Source organism: Calothrix sp. PCC 7507 (assembly GCF_000316575.1).
Classification (GTDB): Bacteria; Cyanobacteriota; Cyanobacteriia; order Cyanobacteriales; family Nostocaceae; genus Fortiea.
The window spans coordinates 3,463,284-3,484,902 of record NC_019682.1; the positions used below are offsets into that span (position 1 = coordinate 3,463,284).

Here is a 21,619-nt window from a genome sequence, read left to right on the forward strand (position 1 = left end):
TTTGGAGAATCACATTGGTGCTATTTGGTATTTCATCCATTACTACAACGCATCATTACTTGTGTAGCACTACCTTAATCTTTTATAGGGCTAATTGGTTTTCGAGCCGAGCGGATATTATTTCCAGTTGCAGGAGAACCACCGCTAATACTGCGGAAATAAGTAAATCCAATAGTTAGCAAAAATACAACGTATCCTACGGCTTGCACAAGATAGAGGTGCTGTCTATAGCCAAACAAAGATTTGAGAATAATGCCGGGGAACTGTTCATCTGGCAAGATTGAGGAAGTATTCCAAACCATTGGCCCCAAAATGCAAGAGTGAACTCTAGTAAAGCGTTCGTAATAGAAACAAAGACTTTCTGTAGCACGACTGCTGAGAGCAAGGTTAGCTAAACCTTCGTCAAAATTTTGTAATGCTGAAACTACCAATCCAGCAACAATTAATACTAATAAAGCGCCCATCACTTGAAAAAACTGGCGGAGATTAATCTTCACACCCCATTTAAATAGCAATATGCCAATACCTGCTGCTGCTGCTAACCCAGTAATAGCACCAAACGCAGGCATAAACCCTTGTTGAAAATTAGCAGCAACGAATAAAACAGTTTCAAAACCTTCACGGAGGACGGCAACTAAAATTAAAGTAAAAACGCCCCAGCCAGCATGAGAGTTTTGTGTTAGTGCTTCTGTAATAGATCCCTCAACTGTAGCTTTCATGAATCTGGCTTGTTTAGTCATCCAGATTAGCATCCAACTGAGCATGGCAATGGCTAACACGCCAAATATACCTTCTAACCCTGGCTCAACCACGGAGGTATATTGAGGATTCACTGCCCCTAATGCTTTAATAATGACGCTGAATAGCATACCTATCAACGCACTGACAACAATCCCCACAACGACACCAGCATATACCCAAGAATTCAGTCGGGATTGTTTGGCTTTTTTTAACAACGCTAGGACAATACCAACAACAAGGGCTGCTTCTACTCCTTCTCGGAGTGTAATCACAAAAGTAGGTAAGGCAGTACTAAAATTCATTTTTTGTCATTTGTTATTTGTCATTTGTTATTTGTCATTAGTCATTTGTCATTTACTAAGGACTTATGACTAATGACTATAGCGGTTCTCGTTCGGATGCCATACAATCGAGGGCGGGAAAACCCCGCCCCTACAGGCTTTGCAATTGAAAACTGTACCTCACTGATCTGAAAACCGCTATACTGACTATTAACTGAAATCGCGTAACATTTTTTTCAGTTCGAGATTATGCATTTCTTCTTGACCAATCATGCCACGGGCAAATTCTTCAAGATAAATACTGGCATTAGTGACCGTATCTAGCAGATTTTTATACAAATCGAGTGCTTTCTTTTCATGAGATAAGCTTTCTGCCAATATATCCTTGACTGAATGCTGGAAAGTCTCTTCCATTGGGGCAATTCTGAGGGAGGGATGCCCTTCTAAACCTGTGAGAATTTCTCCTACTTGTTGGGCGTGGAGTAGAGACTCGCTGGCTTGCGCTTTGAAGAAAGCCACAATGGGAATACGGTTTGGTCCTGTCACCATCAGGGAATAATGCGTATAACGCACTACTCCTGCTAGTTCAAATTCCATGATGGCGTTCAATAAATCGATGGTCTTTTTGTGGTCAAGGTCTTGCATCAGTTGTTAATTAAAATTATGAAGGTCGAGAGATGAGTAATTAGTTAGAAGTTAGAAGTTATACTCCTTTGAGGTGTTGAAATCTCAAATTATATTTACTTTTAACTCTGACTATCTTTTCAATTCTTACTCATTTTCTACTCTTAACTCTGTACCTCCAATCACTTCAGATTGCTATTTCTGTGCTTTAGTGCTGGATTCATCAATTACTTTTTGAGAGTTTTGCTCAATGGTTTTCACCAGCTTGGTAACATCCTCAGGTGTCTTGACTGGTTTGGCTGGTGGTACAGCAGCAGGCCAAACTTTTGTCAAGTCAGCTAGACTAGTCTCGATCGCTTTATGTGCTTCGGGATCTGCTTGGGATACTTGGCTAGAAATCCCTTGATATAATTCATTGACGTAGGTGACGAAGCCGCGAGAGTCTTGATATTCAATGGCGGCGGCAATTTTGCCATTGGCGATCGCTGCGCCATATTCAGAGTTTGCTGCATCTAGTAACCCGTTAATCACCTGCAGCACAAATCCTGGTTTCGAGCGTTGAGATGTAGGTAAAGCGGCGATCGCTCCATCAACTGCTTGCACTGAAGCCACAAAGTCAGTTTTGACTTTAGCATTCTTGGGATTAGATTTTACTAAATCTTGTAAACCCACTAAAGTTGTTTTGAATTCTTTAACTTTGCGCTCATTTAACTGCTCTTCAACATCAACATAAATCTCCTCAACAGGGTGTCCTATATGAGGTTCTGCTTGTTTTGGCTGATTTTGATCCAGTAGTTCTTTTGCTACCAAAAGATGCCCTTTCATTAAGCCTAATTTGGTTGCATAGTCAACATCTTTGGCTTCACCTTGAAGTTTTACTTCTTGGATAGATACTTGGTCTTTAATTTGGTCAAACTGTTCTTGTGTAATTACTTTTTTTGTTACCAAATCCTCTGGACTACCATAAGGACGATTAGCCTGAATTTTGTTTGATAATGCTGGGACTCCTAACTTGGCTTCAAACTTATCTAACTCTGACAAAATAGCAGTGTTAATGTTAATTTTTGGTTTGCCACCGTGACCACTGTGACTTTGCTGACTGACTGCTTCTGTACCCTGGGGTTTAGAACTCGCTCCTGGTGCGGATGGATTCTCGGCGGTTGGCGTACTACTACAGCTAGTGAGAGTAACTATTGCAGCGGTAGCAATAGTTAAACAAATATAACCAATTGATTTCATTTTCGCTCCTAGCACAACTTAAAGGTATTAACTAAAACACTTCTAGCTACTATCAGCAGTAGGTTTGACGCCGTGTCATATATTTTACTGTTTCATATAATGACATTTTTTATCAACTAGTTTTTAACATTTTTACGAGAATTTAATAATTTTTTTCAATTTATGCAGAAGGAATTGGGATTTATTGCTTATTACCTTGATTACTCATACCTTAATTACGTCAAATTGACCCATGCAGCCGTTTTCTGCCATTGCGTCCTGATGGGGGTGGAACATATATTTACCTGGATAGCGAAAAGCAAATTCTAAGATATGCCTTTCTGCTATACCCATTGTGATGACATCAGTTTTCTCGCTAGGAGTCATAGTCATGCCATAGCGATAGACATCAAAGAAGTTGGCGTGGAGGTGAAAGGTGACTGCTGGATCGTATTCGATGATGTTGAGGACATATAAGCGAATCAACTGATTTTGGTAAATCGGGATGGGATGATGCATGTAGTGGTGCGGCAAACCATTAAAAGCGTAATATTCATTGTGGCTATCATCGTTTACGTCATATCCACCCATTACCAGGACTATTTCATCGGCGGGGGGACGGGGAGTGGGGGGATCGATGATGAACATCCCGTATAATCCTTTTGCAATGTGACGGGTGACTGGTTCTATGTGGCAGTGGTATAAATGAACGCCATAGGGTTCAGCATCAAATTCATAAATTGTGGCTTTGCCATTACTGATTGGGCGAACGCCATCCATTTCTGCGGGATGGACACCATGAAAATGTAGAGAGTGGGAGTGTCCCGCTTGGTTGAGAAACAGTACTCGGATGCGATCGCCTTGTTTTGCTCGTAGTGTTGGCCCGGGTATGCGACCATTTAAATCCCAAATATTGTAAGATACAGCACTGTTGAGTTGAATCGTGGAAGTGCCCGCGATTAACTGAAATTCTCGAATTGTCCGCCCATTTTCTTGCTTGATTGTCCCATAATCAAAATCCCTAAGTATCTTCATGGGATTAGTCTTGTTGTCTGGTGCTTCCATCTCCATTGGTGGCACTTTGACAACTGGCTTTTTGGTATTTAGGGTGTACCAAAGTGCCCCTGCACCCGTAACTCCGGCTCCACATAATCCCAGTTGCAGTAGTTGACGGCGGCTCCAAAGTTCTTCTTTACCCAGAGCGAAGTTATTGGGCATGACATGATCACAGGTTTCCAGCAAAAGAAAATTGCAAATTTTTAGCAATTAGATAATATTTTATCTGCATTAATAATTATTGTCAATTATTATCAATAGTTTTAGGGTTTACTTTAGTCAGGTTCCCATTTCTCTAAGTAGCTGTAAATCTGGCGAAAGCCAACTTAGCAAGGGGACGTGAGCAATTTTTTGGTGGTTAGTAGCATGATTACTTATAGTTTTGGCATGGCGATCGCTAACGTCAGATCACTCAAGCAAACTCAAACCTAAACTTAAGGCTAGCAATGCCTTTATAATATGTATCAAAGCCCAAGTAGCTAAATATATTTTATACACCGTTGTCAACACAAAGTTTATCGTATATCTTTTTGCAATCAAGCAGCAAAATATCCGTTGATTGATAAAATACCCAAATTAATTATGGGAGGTCAAAAATGACTGCTTTTTCTTCTAATTCAATTTTGCAAAAGACCGCAGGCGTTACCCTATCCAAGCCTGTACAAGTAACACTTTACATGATGCTATCTTCTTTAGTTATCTGGACTGTCTTGTTCTCCACTTATCCTGCGGCTCATAACACAACACACTCAACACGTCATCATACATTAGGGGTTGCTTGTCACTAAATTATCATAATTCCGAGATGTTTTAGGTGTACTAGGCAATGCTGACAACACCAAATAAAGCTATGAGGCTAAAATGGCGCGAAATCCGCGCCAATGTTTTTGCATGGAAATAATTTGAGGTTTTGTAGAGATGGTAAATAAAACATCTCTACATCACCAAATACAGCAAATGGTTTTTCTAGGTGTCCATCGCCAAAATTATCAGCTTTTATGAAAAAATATCGACTGTTCGGGTTGATCAGTGCTGTCTGCATCGTTTTATCAATTCTGTATTCCTTCGTGGGGGTTTCTCAAAATACTGCACCTAGAGTCCTACTCTCTACTAATCCCCCATTAGAACATATTCTGCCTTTTGAAGCACAAGCAGATAAACCGCAATCGCCGGTTACTCTAACACTACAAGCTGTTGATGCTGCGGGTAAACCTCTACAAAATGCTTTAATTAGCTTACAAATTCTGACACCGCCAACTAATCATTTGCTAACAACAGATTTTCCCATTGTTGAAGGTACAAAACTGCTGCAAATGAATGCTGTTGCGCCTGATGGTAAGCTAGAAATTCAGCAGATATTACCTATTCGGGGTAATTACCAATTGCGGGTAAATGTGTCCCCTCAGATAGCAAATGCTTTTGCACCCTATGAGGAAAACTTAAATCTGCATGTCAGAGAAAATCCCGTTAAATATAAATATTTTGCTGTCATCGCAGCTATCTTACTGTCAATGGGGTTGCTGGGTGGTTGGGTAATTGGTGGACAAGAAGCATTGCGAGAGGGAGAAATTGCGCCGCAATCTGTGCGTTTGTTGTTGAGCGCGTTGACGGTGGTGGCTATAGTAACTCTCTTATTTATTAATATAAGTGCAGAAGTTGCAGAAGCTCATGGCAGCGGACACTCAAGTCAAGCGGAGGCTATTGCACCATCAGTCCAAAAATCTCAAGGATTAGAGGTTAGCCTGGAAGGAGATAAAAATGCGACTGTCGGAAAACTGGCAAATCTGGCGTTACAGGTCAAGGACACAGCGACAGGTCAACTTATAAAGGATGTGACGTTACAGATTAAGGCGATCGCTCTAGAAGATAATTTAACAGTCTTCGCCTACAAAGGAATTCCCAACCTAGACGGCAAGCTAACATGGCAAGAACAATTTTTTGATGGTGCGCCCCATAAAATCGAGGTGGAAGCCACTCCTAACCCAGGATCTAACCGTCAATTTCCCTCTGTCAAGGTGGCACAGTTAATTGAAGTCAAAGCGATCACACCACCAATTTATATCCGATTAATTGGTTTATTTTATTTTACTGCCTTCGTTGGTATCGGTATGGCGATCGGGTTACTAATACAGCACTGGCGCAAACCACAAGCCAGAGCAAATTAGTTATAGGAACATTGTTAATTTCAAAAGCGACAGAATCCCGACTTATCAAAAAGGTTGGGGTTCTGGCTTCTCAGTAAAATTATCAAGTCCAAGTATTTAAGAATAATAAGTAAAAGTCACAAACTTAAACCAATGTAGATGGATCAGAATAAATACCATTTACAGAAGTCGGCGATAGAGAATAATGGGTAACAGGAAAAACAAAGTTAACAAAATTTAATATGTCCATAAATAAGTATAATATTTAACGAGTAACTTATTGTCAATATGCCGTGAGTAACGCTGTAAAATCCCCCAATAGGGCATTGCAAAAAGTAGATGATTTCTGCTTTTTATTAATGTGACACCATAAATACATTGTTGAATTTGTGTGAATCAACACATTAAACGCAAGGCAAATAATGCATATTCCTGATGGATTTATTTCTGTACCAGTGGCAGCAGCTACTGGTGTAATTAGTGTTGCTGCGCTCGGTGTTGCCTTAGGGCGATCGCAAGTAGCCTTTGGTATCCGACGCGCTCCCATACTCGGTTTAACGACCGCTTTTATTTTTGCTGCCCAGATGATCAATTTTCCTGTAGCTGGGGGCACTAGTGGTCACTTGTTAGGGGGAACCTTAGCGGCGATCATCTTAGATAGCCCTTGGGCGGGTACACTGTGCATCGCTACAGTGTTAATTATTCAAGCTGTGCTGTTTGCGGATGGCGGGATCACAGCTTTAGGAACAAATATTTTGAACATGGGACTGATTGGCGTTTGGGTTGGCTGGGTGTTAACTCAAACCTTACAGCGGCTGTTTGGCGGATCGCAGGGGCGCTTACCCCTAGCGGCGGGGATTGCGGCTGGTATTAGTGTAGTGGTAGCTGCGATCGCCTGTGCTATTGAATTAGCCCTTTCTGGAACCGCACCCATTGGGATAGTCTTACCAGCAATGACGGGTACTCATATTTTGATTGGTATTGGTGAGGGATTGATTACGGGGAGTGTATTGACTTATCTTGCCAAGGCTCGACCAGATTTGCTACCAGGAGAACAGCAAAAGTTTCGGGGCTGGTTAGTACCTGTGGTGAGTATTTTCTTGATTGCGGGAGTATTGTCCCTATTTGCCTCAGCCTGGCCTGATGGCTTAGAAAAAGTAGCAGAAAATACAGGCTTTATCAAATTAGCCGAAAATGTGCGGGTAATTGTGCCAACCCCCTTAGCTGACTACAGTATTCAAGGTTTAGGCACAATTGGTACTAGTATCGCCGGGCTGATAGGATCTGCTGTTTGTTTTGCAGTGGCCTTTGGGATTGCCAAGGTGGTGAAACCGAAGAATGCTTGAGATTTCTTTACCCTTACGCTTGCAATTGTCCCTAGTGATTGTGATTGGGGCAGCTTTATTAAAGCATTATGCTTGGTCTTGTTTAGGCGCGTATGGAGCGATCGCTATTTTATGGGCTTGGCTTTTACGTGTACATATTCCCCATCTGGGAAAATTGCTGGGGACAGAATTGATTTTTCTCTCATTACTAGCCTTACCCTTGGGATGGGAACGCGCTAGTTTTCTGTTAGTTCGTTCTCTTGTTTGTCTGCTCACCATGAACAGTTTTTTGTTGACTTTGCCTCCCCACAGTTTCGGCATCGCCCTCAAAAGCTTACCCTTACCAGCACCGTTAAAAGAAAATTTGCTCTTAGCTGGACAGTACCTAGAAATTTTGCTGGATGAAGTGACAAGAATGCAGCGCAGTGCCCAATTACGAGGATTAAATGGCGCTGCAGGTTGGTTGCGGTACACCAGTGCAGCCATGATTGGCGCCTTGTATCTCCGCAGTTTAGACAGAGCAGAGCGAGTCTACGCCGCCATGATATCCCGTGGTTACAACGGACAGTTACCCCTAGATTCGTCATTCACAGCCAAAGAGCGTGGTGTCCTGTTAGCCGCTTGGGCGATCGCTCTTTCTATCACCATCAGCTCATATATTTAGAGTCAAGAGTCAAGGATCATTCTTCCCCGTCTACCCCATTCCCCATTGCCCATGCCCATTTCCATCGTCGAGGTGCAAAACTTGGTGTATGCCTATGCTAACCAGGAGCCAGTTTTACAAGATATTTCTTTTAGTTTAAATCCAGGCGATCGCGTGGCGTTGATGGGAGCTACTGGTTCGGGAAAAAGCACCTTACTAGAGAATCTCATCGGTTTAAAACAACCAAAAACCGGGAAAATTTCGCTTAATGGCATCCCCGTAGAACCTAAAAATCTGCCGCAAGTGCGTCGTCACATTGGCTTTGGTTTCCAAGATGCCAACGATCAGTTATTTATGCCAACCATCTTGGAAGATATCACCTTCGGCCCACGTAATTATGGCGTAGCACCAGCGGTAGCAATTGATCAAGCACGGCAGTTGTTAGCTGATTTTGGTCTGGAAGCCTATGCCAACCGTTCCGCCCACGAACTTTCTGGTGGACAAAGACGCCTTGCCGCCCTAGCCGCGATTTTGGCGCTAAATCCCACAATTCTCATTTTGGATGAGCCAACTACTGGTCTTGATCCAGCATGGCGACGTCACTTAGCCCAGGTGTTGCTCAAGTTACCTGTGCAGGTGATGTTAATTGCCTCCCATGACTTGCATTGGTTGGGTAAAGTGACGCAACGTGCTTTGGTGCTGGCTGGTGGTCGCATTTGTATAGACGCAGCTATTCAACCACTTCTAGAAGATGGGGAGACTTTAGACAAGTTGGGTTTGCCCGTTGATTGGTAATCAGGTACAAGAGTCAAGAGTCAAGAGTCAGAAGTTTAGGCGCAATGACATCGATTTATCTTTGCGACCTTGATGGAAATGTGATTGAGGTATGCAATTACTTAAATTCCCACCAAAACGCTTAAATTATTGGATACTATTGTTTGGGCTTTAGTGTCAGTGGGGTGTTAATGTTTGTTTTGCGTAAATATATTGTTATTGCTCCTGTTAGTCTGAGCGTGGCTTTGTTTCTTAGTGGTTGTAACGAAAACAAAGCCTCCCAGTGTCAGCGACTAATTCAGGTAGTGAACGCGGGAAATTCTTTGATTGATAAAAATAAAGGACAGCAGGTGATCACAAGCTTGCAACTGTCTAAAGATTTGGAAGTTGTGACTACATCGATAGAGGAACTAAATCTCAAAGACCCGAAGCTAAAAGAATTCCAAGGTCGCTTTGTCAAGGTATTTAAGAATCTTAGTCAAGCGATCGCTAAAGCCGCTAAAGCGCTATCTGCAGCTAAAACAGCCGAAGCCTCTCCATCTGGGAGAGAAAAATTACAAAATGCCAGAACAGAAATCGACACAGCTTTAACCGCCGCAGCCAAAAACACTGGTAAGGAGTCGGATGCTTTAGTGAGACAGATTAATAAATACTGTAGCGAGCCTTAATCAATTTTCTACCGTGTACAATACCTTCGCCAAATTTAAAAAAGCCTTGATTCGTAGGTTGGGTTGAGGCTTTAGAAGTTTAAAGGCTTGGCTCCTGAAAGCCTTACCTTGACTTAATTACATATACCTAAATTCGCGGGGGGTCAAGATGACCTATCAACAGTCCTAGTTTCTTGAGAAAAAAGACCCAGAGAAAAGACCTCAAACCCTTACCCAGATAGCCATTCACCGGGGTCAACGATAGAATAAGCATTTGAGCGATCGCCTATCCCCGCGAATTTACATTTCTCAAACCATATGTGCTAGTGGTTTGTCAATTTTGTTTTGAGGGGTTTTTGGTAGTGCGGGCCGAAAAGCCCGCGTGAGCGAGACGCTCACACTACAGTCCCTCATTTCAACCCTGACAGACTACTAGTTGCATAAGTCCTGTTGTTCTTCTAAGCACTAAAGTGCTGACTACGAACCTCAACACCTGTTTTAATTAGTAACTTTTATCACTCGATTTATCCAAATCACCCTGACGAACACCAATATTCTGTGTATAAAAGGAATATAGGAATTAGTTATATAGAATACAGTAAGTGATATGAGTCTACTGATAGCAGGTGTATTAACAGCAGGGCAAACACCTTTAGCCCAATTACCAGAGCAGCCTGTAATTCAGTCAGAAACTGCGATACAGCAGTCCAATCAAGGACAATTATCTCAAGCATTGCCATCTGCTGACATCACACCACCTGAATTCATCCAGCCAAATGAAGGTATTGAAACCGCCTCATTAGAGTTAAAAAATAAATACCAAAATATACTGAATAAAAGTAGAGAAAAGATTCAGTTAACAAGCTCCTCTATTGTGTCTGATGCTGGAGATATTCAGCCTGCAACAGAAATAGCACAGCAAGACAATCAGCTATCTCAAGTCACATCAGTATCGCAACTTGAGGATGTGCAACCTTCTAACTGGGCTTTTGCGGCTTTGCAGTCTTTGGTAGAACGCTATGGCTGCATTGCGGGATATCCTGACGGCGTTTATCGTGGCACTCGTGCTATCAGTCGTTATGAATTTGCTGCGGGTTTAAACACTTGTCTAGAGCGGATTAATGAATTAATCGCTAACAATAAAACTAACGCTATTGGTAATGAGGATTTAATCCAGCTGCAACGGTTGCAAGCAGAATTTCGCTCAGAGTTGCAGCAACTACCGCAACGGGTGGAGACTTTAGAAACCCAGACTAGCGAATTAGAGGCGCATCAGTTTTCTGCCACGACTAGATTATATGGACAAGCTGTTTTTAACATCCAGGGAACGAATAGTCCTGACGTAGACTTATTTCCTAGAGATGGAGTACCTGAGCGCAAGGGGGAAACAAATCTAACTTTTACGAATAGCGTCCAACTAACGTTAGCAACTTCGTTTACAGGTAGAGATTTACTGCTAACAGGACTGTCTGCGGGAAATTTGGGTTCTACAGCACCGTTGGTATTTACCAATATGGGGCGCTTGGGTTACGAGTCTGATACAGAAAACAATGTAGTCATTAACGAGTTGTCTTATCGATTTCCAGTTGGGAATAACTTAGGAATTGTTGTTGGTACAGCAGGTGTCAACCCAGTCAACACCTTTCGGGGAATCAACCCTCTAGAAGGTTCTGGCGACGGTGCAATATCTCTATTTGGTCAGCGTAACCCGATTTTGACTATCGGTAACAGCACTGGCGGTATAGGTTTTGACTGGCAAATTAGCGATCGCATCAGCTTACAAGGCGTTTATAGTACTGAAATTCCTAGTTTTGCCGGCGACAGCCAATCTGGAGGACTATTTGGTGGCAGATTAACCACTGGCGCTCAGTTAACTTTAGCACCCACCAATAACATTGATGTGGGGGTGCATTATCTTTACTCTCACTCCCCCGATGACTTATTAGGTAATGGGATAGGCGACTCGCAGTTAATTTCACCCTTTGCACCCACTTCTGCTTTTAATACCCAAGCGATCGGTGCGACTGCAGCATGGCGGATTAACCCCAACGTGCAATTAGGCGGTTGGGGTGGGTGGACTCACTCCAAACCAGTAGACTTGTCTGGTAGTGTAGAAACCCTTAACTGGATGGTGTTTGCAGCGTTTCCTAATTTGCTGCGTCCTGGCAATTTGGGGGGTGTTATGGTAGGACAACCGCCCAAAATTACTTCTAGTACGTTACCTGACGAATCCAATTTTCCCAACTTTTCCGATGGGGGGACACCAGGAGGACGGCGTGACACATCAGTTCACGTAGAACTTTTTTATCGCACCCAGATAACTGATAATCTCGCCCTAACTCCAGGGGTATTTGTGATTTTTAATCCCGATCACAATGCTAATAATCAGCCTTTGGTGGTTGGTGCTATGAGAGCAACTTTTCGGTTTTAGTTTTTTACTGGTGTAAATATAATCAGCGGGTGTCGTCACTAGAGGCTAAATGCTGGTGACATTTTAGACATTTTGTATAAGTCCAAGTTTTTAAATCAAACCACAGATAAATACAGATTTTATGAAATTGAATGCACTTGTTAGCAGCGCCAGTCTCACAGCCGTGATGATTGGCTTAACCGGAGCCAGCGCTTCCGCTCAAATTACAATTCAAAGCACTGGTACATTATCTGGTACTATCCAACTTCCCAGCTTTAATCCCAATTTCAATAACATAGTTACTCGCGTTGACACAGACAATACAGGAACGTACTCCCGGAACTTAGGTTCTAAGAATAATCCTAATTTCGTTCCTGTTTACAAGTCGGACTTTGTCAAGGTACAAACGCGGACTGATGGTAGTTTAAGATATTTTGTTGATTTTAAAGGCATTCCAGTTATTTCGTCTAATGGTGCGATCGCCTCACCGATACTTTCTGGAGGGCAGTTGATAGGCTACACTTACCAGGGAAAAATCCCAGGTACTAAATTTCAAGGTATAGTCCAAGACGAATTTGGGCTAGCAAGAGCCTTTTATACTGGAATTGTCACCGATCCAGCAACCGGACAGCAGTATCAGGGGACTTTTGAATTGAGTGGACAAGGACCAAGATACAGCGATCGCAATGGTGGTGCTAGTCCCACAGTCTTTGATTTTAAATCAGATATCCCCGGAAAACCCAGCGTTACATCCTTGACTATGACTAACGTCCCCTTAGTCAGATTAACTATCAAAGTACCCAGCAACGCCACTTTGGTAACTCCTGGCGGGAACGGTAGCACACCCACTCCTACACCAATAGTTGATAATGGCAGCACTTTCAACCCCTCGCCCATAGACGATGCTGATAGTGTAATTTCTTCCTTCGGATCTTCAGCATCTACTGATAACTCTAATTCTTCTTTGCCCGCTGCTACACCTAATATAAATTCAACCAGTGGTAATACCTTTGCAGTTAATCCTGTGGTTGCAGACCCTTCACTCCTAGCTACAGCTGTTTGTTCACGCGATGCTGTCAATTGTCCCAATAAATCTGCTGTATCTAAACAAGTGATTGGCCCCCGTAGTCGAGTATTACTACGTCAGTAGTTCACGCTATTATTCTTCAAAGAATTATCCATTTTTTCGGGAATTTAACTAGATGAGAATGATTTCAAAATCATATAGGACTCATATTTGATTTTTGAACAAAGCTAAATATCTGTAGGGTGGGCATTGCCCACCAAAACCCTTATCTGGTAGACATTGCCTACGTGTAGTTCAAAAATCAAAGCGGACTGCTATATCTAAGAAAACAGTAACATTCAAAATACGAAATTATACTGAAAATTTTTAGGCTCTTTTGTCGCCGATGAAACTTACTTTTGGTGACAGATTTGCCTCTGATGATTTTCTAGTTATACTTGTGTGAAATAGTCTATTTAGGTGGAGTCTAAATCACCCTTTCTGTTACTCCCTGTCACCCGCGTTAGAGAGGTACGAGCATCTGCACTGAAGCTCTGCTGAGGTGTTGTCTTTCTCCTATTACCTCTTAAATGAGATTAACTCCATAGACCAAATCCACATTAATCACATAATCTTGCGAGTAAGCACCGATGAAAGAGGAATTGATTGAATTAATCGCCACAGTTATCCAGGTCTTACGAATTAATATAGATTGGATGACTTGGAATTTATTTCTCGCTTTTATACCTTTAGTTTTAAGTGTGCTACTGTTTCGTAACGGACGCGGTCGCTCTTTGCTTTGGTGGTTAACATTCCTAGTTTTCTACGCTTTTTTACCGAATGCACCGTATTTGTTAACTGATGTAATTCATCTGATAGATGATATTCGCACAATTCAATCAGTTTGGATTATCACTTTAGTCCTCATTCCTATTTATCTGCTAGTGATTCTGGCAGGATTTCAAGCTTATGTAATATCTTTAATTAATTTAGGTTACTACTTACATCGAATTGGCAAGAGCCAATGGATTTTGCGGGTTGAGTTAATCACCCATGCTTTATCTGCAATTGGCATTTATTGGGGACGGTTTTTGCGTTTTAATAGTTGGGATTTCGTGACTCAACCAGATGCTGTATTGACCAGAGGTGTAGAAGAAATTCTGGGTAAACAGCCCTTAGTGATTATTGCCGTCACTTTTGTGGTACTTATAGGTTTACACTCGATTATGAAGCGAGTAAGTTTGGGGTTTTTTAAGCGATCGCATAACGAAATTACTATCCAATCACAAGCGGCAAATCACAAAACGCCAAAAGCTGGATAAATAAAGGTTTTGGACATTTGACCAATAATTCCTTGATGGTACAGAGCAAGCAGATTTATCTGTGGAATCAATCCAAAATCTGTCTTAAAAAGTTTGCTCAACGGGGGGAACCCGTCCAACGCACTGGCTCAACTTTTCGCAAAATCTAAAATTCCCCAGCCCCCAGATTTATCTATGGGGTCAATCCAAAATCCAAAATCCAAAATCTAAAATCCAAAATTGTTTGACCACAGATAAAATCCTCGTCCCTTCATGACGGGGATTTTTAAGTTTTTTGATTTTGAGACTTAAATCTACCCGAAATAAACTCTCGCTGCTGAAGATGCTTCGTCTGACGTTTGGTAACTCGCTCTCGCCACATCCGGAAACTAGATGCCTTCATTTCACGTCTCATTAAGGCGATTACCTGTTTCTCAAGCAGTCCAAACTGAGCCTCAATGGCATCAAAAGGCGTTCTATCTTCCCATGCCATTTCAATGATGCGGTCAATTGTTCCAGAATCGAGATTTGGTAATTTCATTCTTTGTGCTTCCCAGAAAAAAATTAATTGAGAGTTGTTGAGGGTAGGGATTTCCGCGTTACGTTAAGAGAATACTTTGCATACACTATAGCAATCCGATTTGATTTTTGAATTACACGTAGGGTGGGCATTGCCCACCAAAACCCGGATGCGGTGGGCATTGCCCACCCTACCAATACTAATGACAAACCACAAATGACCAATGTATCAGTATTCCCAAACTAATGTCTAAAAAGCCGACCCAATCTCCTTACATATCCAATACCCATTACTCTGACAAATGGCACGAGAGGACAGCACAAGTAGCATATCGCTTTAACCAAGAGTATCAAAATCAAACTTTTGAACTACCTGCAGAAGTCCAGGCAATGCCCATATTTCGAGAATGGTCTGCTGGTATATTAGCAGGAAAAATAGTTTCTCCTTTCTGGGAAATTGCTCAACCTCAAAAGAACCAGCACTGTTTGGACATTGGCTGTGGTGTTAGTTTTTTGATTTATCCTTGGCGAGATTGGCAAGCATTTTTTTATGGACAAGAAATCAGTAATGTGGCACGAGATACTCTCAATTCCCGTGGTTCGCAGTTGAATTCAAAGCTGTTCAAAGGTGTTGAATTAGGCCCATCTCACGACTTACATTATGCTCCCGACCAGTTTGACTTGGTAATCGCCACAGGATTTAGCTCCTATTTTCCACTGGAATATTGGAGTGCTGTTTTGATGGAAGTCAAACGGGTGTTGAAACCAGGTGGACAGTTTGTGTTTGATATTCTCAATCCAGAAAAGCCTTTAGCAGAAGATTGGGCAGTTTTGGAAACTTATTTGGGTGCTGAGGTGTTGCTAGAATCTTTAGCTGAGTGGGAAAAAGTGATTAAAGCTGCTGGTGCTAAAATTGTTGCACGGCAATCAGGAGAATTATTTGAGTTGTACAAGGTGAGATTTTAAATCAGTTAACAGTTATCAGTTATCAGTTATCAGTTATCACGGTTTGATTTTCCCCAATCCCCAGTCCCCAGTCCCGTTCCGTTGAGCGAAGTCGAAACCCAGTCCCTACTTTAATCAAATTTTAAGACTGAAACTGCTAGTTCAATATTCAAGCTCAAATATTTATCTAATGGTATGTACATCCAATGTAAAGGACATAGTGGGTCTTGGTTAGTTTTTTGAAATCCTAGGGCTGATACTAATTGTTCATCACCTGGATGTATTGCCAGGGTATACATATCGCAAAGGTTAGGAAAATCAGCTTGCATCCGCACTAATGTCTTTTGTGCATCTTGTAAGAATTCACTAACGCTAGTTTGCTGCTTATAAGCCAAATCAATTTGCCAGCTGCGGATAAAAATAGAAGTACAATGGCGATCTCCTGGTATAGCAATTTGAAATGGGTCATTGTCCCAAGTTGCGCTCAGGTGCAGACTGTGGCGCGGTGGGAGAAAAAAATTCGCTTCCGATTCCCTAGCTACGGGATACAAAATATAAAAACCGACAGCATCTTGAGTATCAGGGCGACGTAGCACCCGCATCCCCGTAGGATATTGTTCTGCCCAACCTCGTAGTATTCTGGCGATTCTTTGGGGTAAGGCTGTGGTTTTTTTATTCATCCAGTTGTAGTTACGAGCCAGAAAACTAGCAACGGGGATAGCATCAAGTCGAGGATTAAAGTTATCTGGTACAAGCTTGAGAGATTTTTCGGATGGGACTGAGTCATGAAGATTGGGCAATAAAGACCGAATCCGAATACAAGTAGTATTGCCATCAAAGTCTTTTTCAATTAGTCCCAAAGCGACGAGCTTATCAATCATCATACCCGCCGAGCGATCGCTTCCTCGGTCTTGTTCACCATAAAAAATTTCTTGTGCTTCTCGATGGGTACAGGGAACAAATCCGGCTGGTAAATCTAGTTCATTTAAAGGTTGTTGTAACTGCTTCCCCAGTATTTGCCGTTGTTTCAGCAGCAAATACGCCCACAATTTGACAAAATATTCAGCTCGACGGCGTGTTAAACCCACCCGCCCTTGCAACTGAGAAACGTACTTCCGTTGTTGCTCAACCGGAAACCACTGGTCAATGCTTTCTAGATTCATATAGTAGGACTCCTGGCAGGTATTCCAAGCTTATGCAGATATTTAGCAATTACTTAGCCGCATTAACACTAATCATTAGTTATCAGTCATCTGTGCCTCTATTACGCAAAAGTCATTGATCATTTGTCATTTCTCCCCCATCTCCTCATCTCCCCCAGCTCCTCTACTCTCACTTAACCTAATCAACTTCATCTAAACTTCACCTTGCTTCAGGTGGATTCCGCAAACTGTGACTGAGTTACCAGGCTTACATCTCGCTCATTGTATGTACAGAATCTCGACCATCAAAATGCAGCTACATACTTAAATGCTGAGTTTTGGAGGAAATTTACAATGTTACTTCCAGATGGAGAAAGAGATTTTAACTTTGCATCCACACCAAGAAAGAAATTTGTCAAAGATTCTACAAAAAGTGAGCGTTTACAGTCCACATCACAACTTGATTTGTTACAAGTTATGATTGAAAGTTTTATTGATGGCATTTTAATACTGACAACTGAAGGTAAATTAATTCTTACTAATGAATATGCTCGCTGTATTTGTCGTCAATTAATGCCAACATCAGCTGCTAGTAATGCAGTTCCAGGGGAAATTTGGCGTGTTTGTCTATCTTTGATAGAAAGTAGTGAGCTATTTTCAGAAGACAAATTCATTATCGAGTCGGAACTTGAAACAAGTCAAGGCATGAAATTACGTATTCGTGCTAGATGGCTGCAATTAGGTGCAGGGAATGAAAGCTTCTTGTTAGTGACTGTAGAAGATTGCAATCAGTATAATCAAAGTATGGCGATCGCCGATGCGAAAAAGTACCATTTAACAGAACGTGAAACGGAAGTTTGGCAACTGCGTCGAGCTAATTTTTCTTATCAAGAAATTGCCAATCAACTTTATATCACTATCAACACCGTAAAAAAGCATCTGAAGAATATTCATGCCAAGCAACAAGATTTATTTTGGTCAAACTCCTTTGGAGAAATGCAAAATTAAGAGTTATTGGTTGAACCACAAGGTATGATTTAGAATAGCGAATTTTGGTGATAGCAGTTTTCGGTCGAGTGAGATATATCAGAATTCAGGAGAATTAAGGAGATTTATAGAATGGAAATTACCATGTGATTCCCAGTGAAACGTAGGGGCAAACAACCGTTTGCCCTCTTCATTTATTGATGTTAATCAAATAACTACAAAATGCTATATGAATAACGCTTTAAAATTCCTTACCAATACCTCAATTATGATTACTGTAGTCGGTAATTTATTAATATCCAAAGCCTCGGCATTTTCTGATATTCAAAATCAATTTGCTAAACAGTGTATTAGTCAACTAGCCGAGCGTAACTTAGTCAGAGGATATGCTGATCAAACATTTCGCCCCCAGTCAACTATCAGTCGGGCTGAATTTGCAGTTTTATTATTAAACGCTTTTCCTTATGGTCAACAGAAACAATCAGGAGTTAATTTTAAAGATGTCCCGACTACTCATTGGGCATATAAAGCCATTCAAGCTGCCTATCAACAGGGATTTTTTACCGGGTATCCAGACCGGACTTTTAGACCATCCGAACCTATTCCTAGAGTACAGGCGATCGCTATCTTAGGCAACCATCTCTTTAGTATTCCAGAAAACGCAGAAACTGCACTCAAACAGCATTTTGATGATGTAGATCAGATTCCTAATTATGCACGAAATCCTGTTGCAGCAGCCACAAGTGGACGTATAGTTGTCAACTACCCCAAAGTCAGACAATTGCAACCTAATAAAAGTGCTACCAGAGGCGAAGTAGCAGCAATTATCTGTCAATCTCTCAATCTAAGTAGAACCGTACCCATAGAATATATTGCTGGCGGTAAAGAACCATTTACAATTCCGCCAGAAATAGGAGGATTTACTAACTTTTCTGAAGGGCTAGCCGGAGCAGAAGTCAACAAAAAATATGGATTTATTAACAAAAATGGAGAATTAGTCATAGCAGCAAAATTCGATGAAATCCGCAATTTTTCATCAGGATTGGCTGCTGTCAAGATAGGAGATAAATGGGGTTATATCGATAAAACTGGCAAATTAGTTATACCTGTTCAATATTTACAAGAGCCAGCTAATTTCATGGAAGATGTAGCCAAAATGATACTAGAAGATAAAATTGGCTTTATTGATAAAACTGGCAACCTTTTATTCACAGTTGCTTATCCAGGAGCGAAATCATTTGTAGTCAATAACTTCTCAGACGGACTAGCAGCAGTAAGAATTGACTCAGAGAAAACAGGATTTATTGACAAAACTGGTAAATTTATTATCGAACCACAAACCTATGAAATTTCTGATTTTGTTGCTGGAATGGCAGCAATTAATGTTAATGGCAAATATGGTTATATAGACAAAACTGGTAAGATAGTAATTCCCGCCCAATTTGAGCAAGCAAAGCCATTTTCTGAAGGTTTAGCAGCAGTTGCAGTTAAAGAATACAATATACTAAAGTGGGGTTATATTGACTCTACAGGTAAAATAGTAATTAAACCACAATTCTATTATGTTCAAAATTTTTCTGAAGGACTAGCACGAATATCTTCAGACCGAGATTGGGGATATATAGATAAAACCGGAAAAGTAATAATTTATGCAAATAAATTAACTGTTATCCCAGGTTCTCATATCTCAGAATTGGAATCATTTTCGTCGGGGCTAGCACTAGTCAGAGTCGGCAACAAATTCGGCTACATAGATAAAAATGGTAAATGGAATATCAAGCCAGAACTTCCTAACGCCATGAATTTTCAAGATGGCATGGCTAGAGTGAATGTAGCTGGTAAATGGCTACAAAATGTCGGATATGATAGTTCTGCAAATGCTATTATTGACTATTATTTTGAAGGGGGAAAATGGGGATATATCCGCTCTCCTCTACCTTGAAATTAAATTATTTGTGAGTATCAATATCACCGAATTCTTCGAGAATTCGGTGATCTATGACTTTCAATACTTGCTACCGTCTAATAAATTACCTGTTTTATGTCAATTCATAATACTCGCCTGATTACTTATAGCCCAGCTTATACAATTGTTCCCACTTACGAATGCTTTAATCGCTGCACATACTGCAACTTTCGCACTGAACCGGGTAAAAGTCCTTGGATGACCTTAGCAGCAGCAACAAGCATTTTGCAACAGCTTCAAAGTAACAATGTTTGTGAAATATTGGTTCTCAGTGGTGAAGTTGATCCCCGTTCATCAAGGCGCGAAGATTGGTTTCAGCGAATTTATGATTTATGTGCATTAGCCCTAACAATGGGATTCCTACCGCATACAAATGCCGGAATATTGAGTTTTGCAGAAATGCAAAAGCTGAAAAAAGTAAATGTTTCAATGGGACTGATGTTGGAACAATTAACCCCAGCTTTGATAAATACCGTGCATCGACACGCACCGAGTAAATTACCAGCAGTGAGGCTGCAACAATTAGAATGGGCAGGAGAGTTACAAATTCCCTTTACGACGGGATTATTATTAGGAATTGGCGAAACTGTTGATGATTGCTGGGAAACATTGACAGCTATATCTAATATTCATCAACATTACCATCACATCCAAGAAGTAATTCTTCAACCCCACAGCCCAGGAAATAGGGGCGGGGTCACCCCGCCCTTAAATGATTTACCACCTTTTGACCCCCATCAACTACCAGAAGTAATCGCTAAAGCACGTGAAATTTTACCACCAGATATCACCATTCAAATTCCGCCGAATTTAGTTAAAGATGAGCGATGGTTACTCGCTTGTATTGAAGCTGGGGCGAGAGATTTAGGTGGAATTGGGCCAAAAGATGAAGTGAATCCCGATTATCCCCATCTCCAAGAGCAGGCATTGAGAGAAATTTTACAACCTGCGGGGTGGGAATTGGTGCCGCGTTTGCCAGTTTATCCCCAGTTTGATGATTGGTTATCGGGGGAGTTAAAGGTGGGGGTAAAGCGATGGCGAAATGGTGAAGTTAATCTGGTGTCGGATATTTGGGATGTTGAGGTCGGGGATCTCAATCCAGCAATTAGTAATTGACAGTGCGATCACCACGACAACTTTAAAATTCGGCAATGACATCACCTCACAACTAAATTTGTGACACAATAAACTTGTTGTCCCACAAGCAATGTCATCGGCTACAACCTATGGTTTCTACCATCAAGCGCCGCTACACATTAGACGAATATCGTGCGATCGAAGAAAAAGCAGAAGGACGCAGCGAATATCGAGATGGAGAAATTGTACCCATGTCAGGAGGAACCCTCAAACACAGCCGCATCGGCCGTAACATTTTGACCTATCTTACCTCTGTGCTGCGCGATACTCAATTCGAGCCAATTAACAACGATTTACGGCTGTGGATTCCAGAACATCGACGCGGAGTCTATCCAGACGTAATGGTTTTTGATGGCGAACCGCAACTGAATGGGAACCGATTCGATGAAGTCTTGAATCCTGCGCTGATTGTGGAAGTACTATCTTCTTCCACCGCAGATTACGACCGACAAAGTAAATTTAGAATGTATCGATCAATTAAGAGTTTTAGCGAATATTTATTAGTCGAACAGGATGAACCTTTTGTGGAACGCTATAGCAAGCAAGCGCAAGGTTGGTTGCTCAGTGAATTTAACAGTTTAGAGCAATCTATTACCCTAGAATCAGTTGGAATAGAATTAGTGATCGCAGAAATTTATCACGGCGTTGTTTTTGAATAATTCGGAAGCCGACTCAATTTGCTGCATCACGTCTATAACTTAGCAGTAACAATTCACAAGAGCGATCGCCATTGCATGTCTAACTAAAGAGCGA

General features: G+C 41.4%; 20 protein-coding genes. 14 read left to right on the forward strand and 6 right to left on the reverse strand.

The features are described from left to right. Nucleotides 1-74: 74 nt before the first annotated feature. The 4 genes from CAL7507_RS14680 to CAL7507_RS14695 form a co-directional block, all read right to left on the reverse strand. Nucleotides 75-1,043 (reverse strand): FTR1 family protein, encoded by a 969-nt coding sequence (locus tag CAL7507_RS14680; RefSeq protein ID WP_015129259.1) that lies wholly within the window; start codon nt 1,041-1,043, stop codon nt 75-77. 189 nt (nt 1,044-1,232) lie between these two features. Then, on the reverse strand, nt 1,233-1,667 hold the full coding sequence (locus CAL7507_RS14685; protein WP_015129260.1) for a bacterioferritin: 435 nt from the start codon (nt 1,665-1,667) through the stop codon (nt 1,233-1,235). Between the two features lie 174 nt (nt 1,668-1,841). Then, on the reverse strand, nt 1,842-2,885 hold the full coding sequence (locus tag CAL7507_RS14690; RefSeq protein WP_015129261.1) for a helix-hairpin-helix domain-containing protein: 1,044 nt from the start codon (nt 2,883-2,885) through the stop codon (nt 1,842-1,844). 204 nt (nt 2,886-3,089) lie between these two features. After that, nucleotides 3,090-4,082, reverse strand: coding sequence for a multicopper oxidase domain-containing protein (locus CAL7507_RS14695; RefSeq protein ID WP_015129262.1), 993 nt, complete (start codon nt 4,080-4,082; stop codon nt 3,090-3,092). Nucleotides 4,083-4,516: 434 nt separating this feature from the next. Here CAL7507_RS14695 and CAL7507_RS33425 point away from each other — a divergent pair, with 434 nt between their 5' ends. The 9 genes from CAL7507_RS33425 (at nt 4,517) to CAL7507_RS14735 (ending at nt 14,191) form a co-directional block, all read left to right on the forward strand. Continuing rightward, on the forward strand, nt 4,517-4,708 hold the full coding sequence (locus CAL7507_RS33425) for a CbtB domain-containing protein (RefSeq protein WP_015129263.1): 192 nt from the start codon (nt 4,517-4,519) through the stop codon (nt 4,706-4,708). 210 nt (nt 4,709-4,918) lie between these two features. Beyond that, nucleotides 4,919-6,085 carry a hypothetical protein gene (locus CAL7507_RS14700; RefSeq protein ID WP_015129264.1) on the forward strand — a complete coding sequence of 389 codons (1,167 nt, stop codon included), beginning with the start codon at nt 4,919-4,921 and terminating at the stop codon, nt 6,083-6,085. Between the two features lie 401 nt (nt 6,086-6,486). Continuing rightward, nucleotides 6,487-7,410 carry an energy-coupling factor ABC transporter permease gene (locus CAL7507_RS14705; protein WP_015129265.1) on the forward strand — a complete coding sequence of 308 codons (924 nt, stop codon included), beginning with the start codon at nt 6,487-6,489 and terminating at the stop codon, nt 7,408-7,410. Further along, a complete protein-coding gene (locus CAL7507_RS14710; RefSeq protein WP_015129266.1) occupies nt 7,403-8,053 on the forward strand; it encodes an energy-coupling factor transporter transmembrane protein EcfT in 651 nt (216 codons plus the stop codon). Before CAL7507_RS14705 ends, CAL7507_RS14710 begins: the two co-directional genes overlap by 8 nt. Before the next feature lie 51 nt (nt 8,054-8,104). Next, the gene (locus CAL7507_RS14715) at nt 8,105-8,827 is read left to right on the forward strand and encodes an energy-coupling factor ABC transporter ATP-binding protein (RefSeq protein WP_015129267.1); all 723 of its coding nucleotides are present in this window, start codon (nt 8,105-8,107) and stop codon (nt 8,825-8,827) included. A gap of 170 nt (nt 8,828-8,997) precedes the next feature. After that, entirely contained in the window at nt 8,998-9,474 is a 477-nt protein-coding gene (locus tag CAL7507_RS14720) for a hypothetical protein (RefSeq protein ID WP_201447886.1), read from the forward strand. A gap of 586 nt (nt 9,475-10,060) precedes the next feature. After that, complete coding sequence (locus CAL7507_RS14725; RefSeq protein ID WP_015129269.1) at nt 10,061-11,884, forward strand: iron uptake porin; 1,824 nt, start codon at nt 10,061-10,063, stop codon at nt 11,882-11,884. A 121-nt stretch (nt 11,885-12,005) separates the two neighbouring features. Continuing rightward, complete coding sequence (locus CAL7507_RS14730; RefSeq protein ID WP_015129270.1) at nt 12,006-13,013, forward strand: hypothetical protein; 1,008 nt, start codon at nt 12,006-12,008, stop codon at nt 13,011-13,013. Nucleotides 13,014-13,519: 506 nt separating this feature from the next. After that, entirely contained in the window at nt 13,520-14,191 is a 672-nt protein-coding gene (locus CAL7507_RS14735) for a DUF1361 domain-containing protein (protein WP_015129271.1), read from the forward strand. A 265-nt stretch (nt 14,192-14,456) separates the two neighbouring features. On the opposite strand, the gene CAL7507_RS14740 is transcribed toward CAL7507_RS14735, so the two are convergent. Continuing rightward, on the reverse strand, nt 14,457-14,711 hold the full coding sequence (locus CAL7507_RS14740) for a TIGR03643 family protein (protein ID WP_015129272.1): 255 nt from the start codon (nt 14,709-14,711) through the stop codon (nt 14,457-14,459). Between the two features lie 224 nt (nt 14,712-14,935). Here CAL7507_RS14740 and CAL7507_RS14745 point away from each other — a divergent pair, with 224 nt between their 5' ends. After that, the gene (locus tag CAL7507_RS14745; protein ID WP_015129273.1) at nt 14,936-15,655 is read left to right on the forward strand and encodes a class I SAM-dependent methyltransferase; all 720 of its coding nucleotides are present in this window, start codon (nt 14,936-14,938) and stop codon (nt 15,653-15,655) included. 110 nt (nt 15,656-15,765) lie between these two features. Here CAL7507_RS14745 and CAL7507_RS14750 read toward each other — a convergent pair whose 3' ends face one another. Further along, nucleotides 15,766-16,797, reverse strand: a complete 1,032-nt coding sequence (locus tag CAL7507_RS14750; protein WP_015129274.1) for a hypothetical protein — start codon at nt 16,795-16,797, stop codon at nt 15,766-15,768. A gap of 333 nt (nt 16,798-17,130) precedes the next feature. Here CAL7507_RS14750 and CAL7507_RS14755 point away from each other — a divergent pair, with 333 nt between their 5' ends. The 4 genes from CAL7507_RS14755 (at nt 17,131) to CAL7507_RS14770 (ending at nt 21,525) form a co-directional block, all read left to right on the forward strand. Then, nucleotides 17,131-17,784 (forward strand): helix-turn-helix transcriptional regulator, encoded by a 654-nt coding sequence (locus CAL7507_RS14755; protein ID WP_015129275.1) that lies wholly within the window; start codon nt 17,131-17,133, stop codon nt 17,782-17,784. Nucleotides 17,785-17,992: 208 nt separating this feature from the next. Continuing rightward, a complete protein-coding gene (locus CAL7507_RS32740; protein ID WP_015129276.1) occupies nt 17,993-19,705 on the forward strand; it encodes a WG repeat-containing protein in 1,713 nt (570 codons plus the stop codon). Nucleotides 19,706-19,804: 99 nt separating this feature from the next. Beyond that, the gene (gene cofG / locus CAL7507_RS14765) at nt 19,805-20,845 is read left to right on the forward strand and encodes a 7,8-didemethyl-8-hydroxy-5-deazariboflavin synthase subunit CofG (protein ID WP_015129277.1); all 1,041 of its coding nucleotides are present in this window, start codon (nt 19,805-19,807) and stop codon (nt 20,843-20,845) included. Nucleotides 20,846-20,955: 110 nt separating this feature from the next. Further along, nucleotides 20,956-21,525, forward strand: coding sequence for a Uma2 family endonuclease (locus CAL7507_RS14770; RefSeq protein WP_015129278.1), 570 nt, complete (start codon nt 20,956-20,958; stop codon nt 21,523-21,525). Nucleotides 21,526-21,619: the final 94 nt, after the last annotated feature.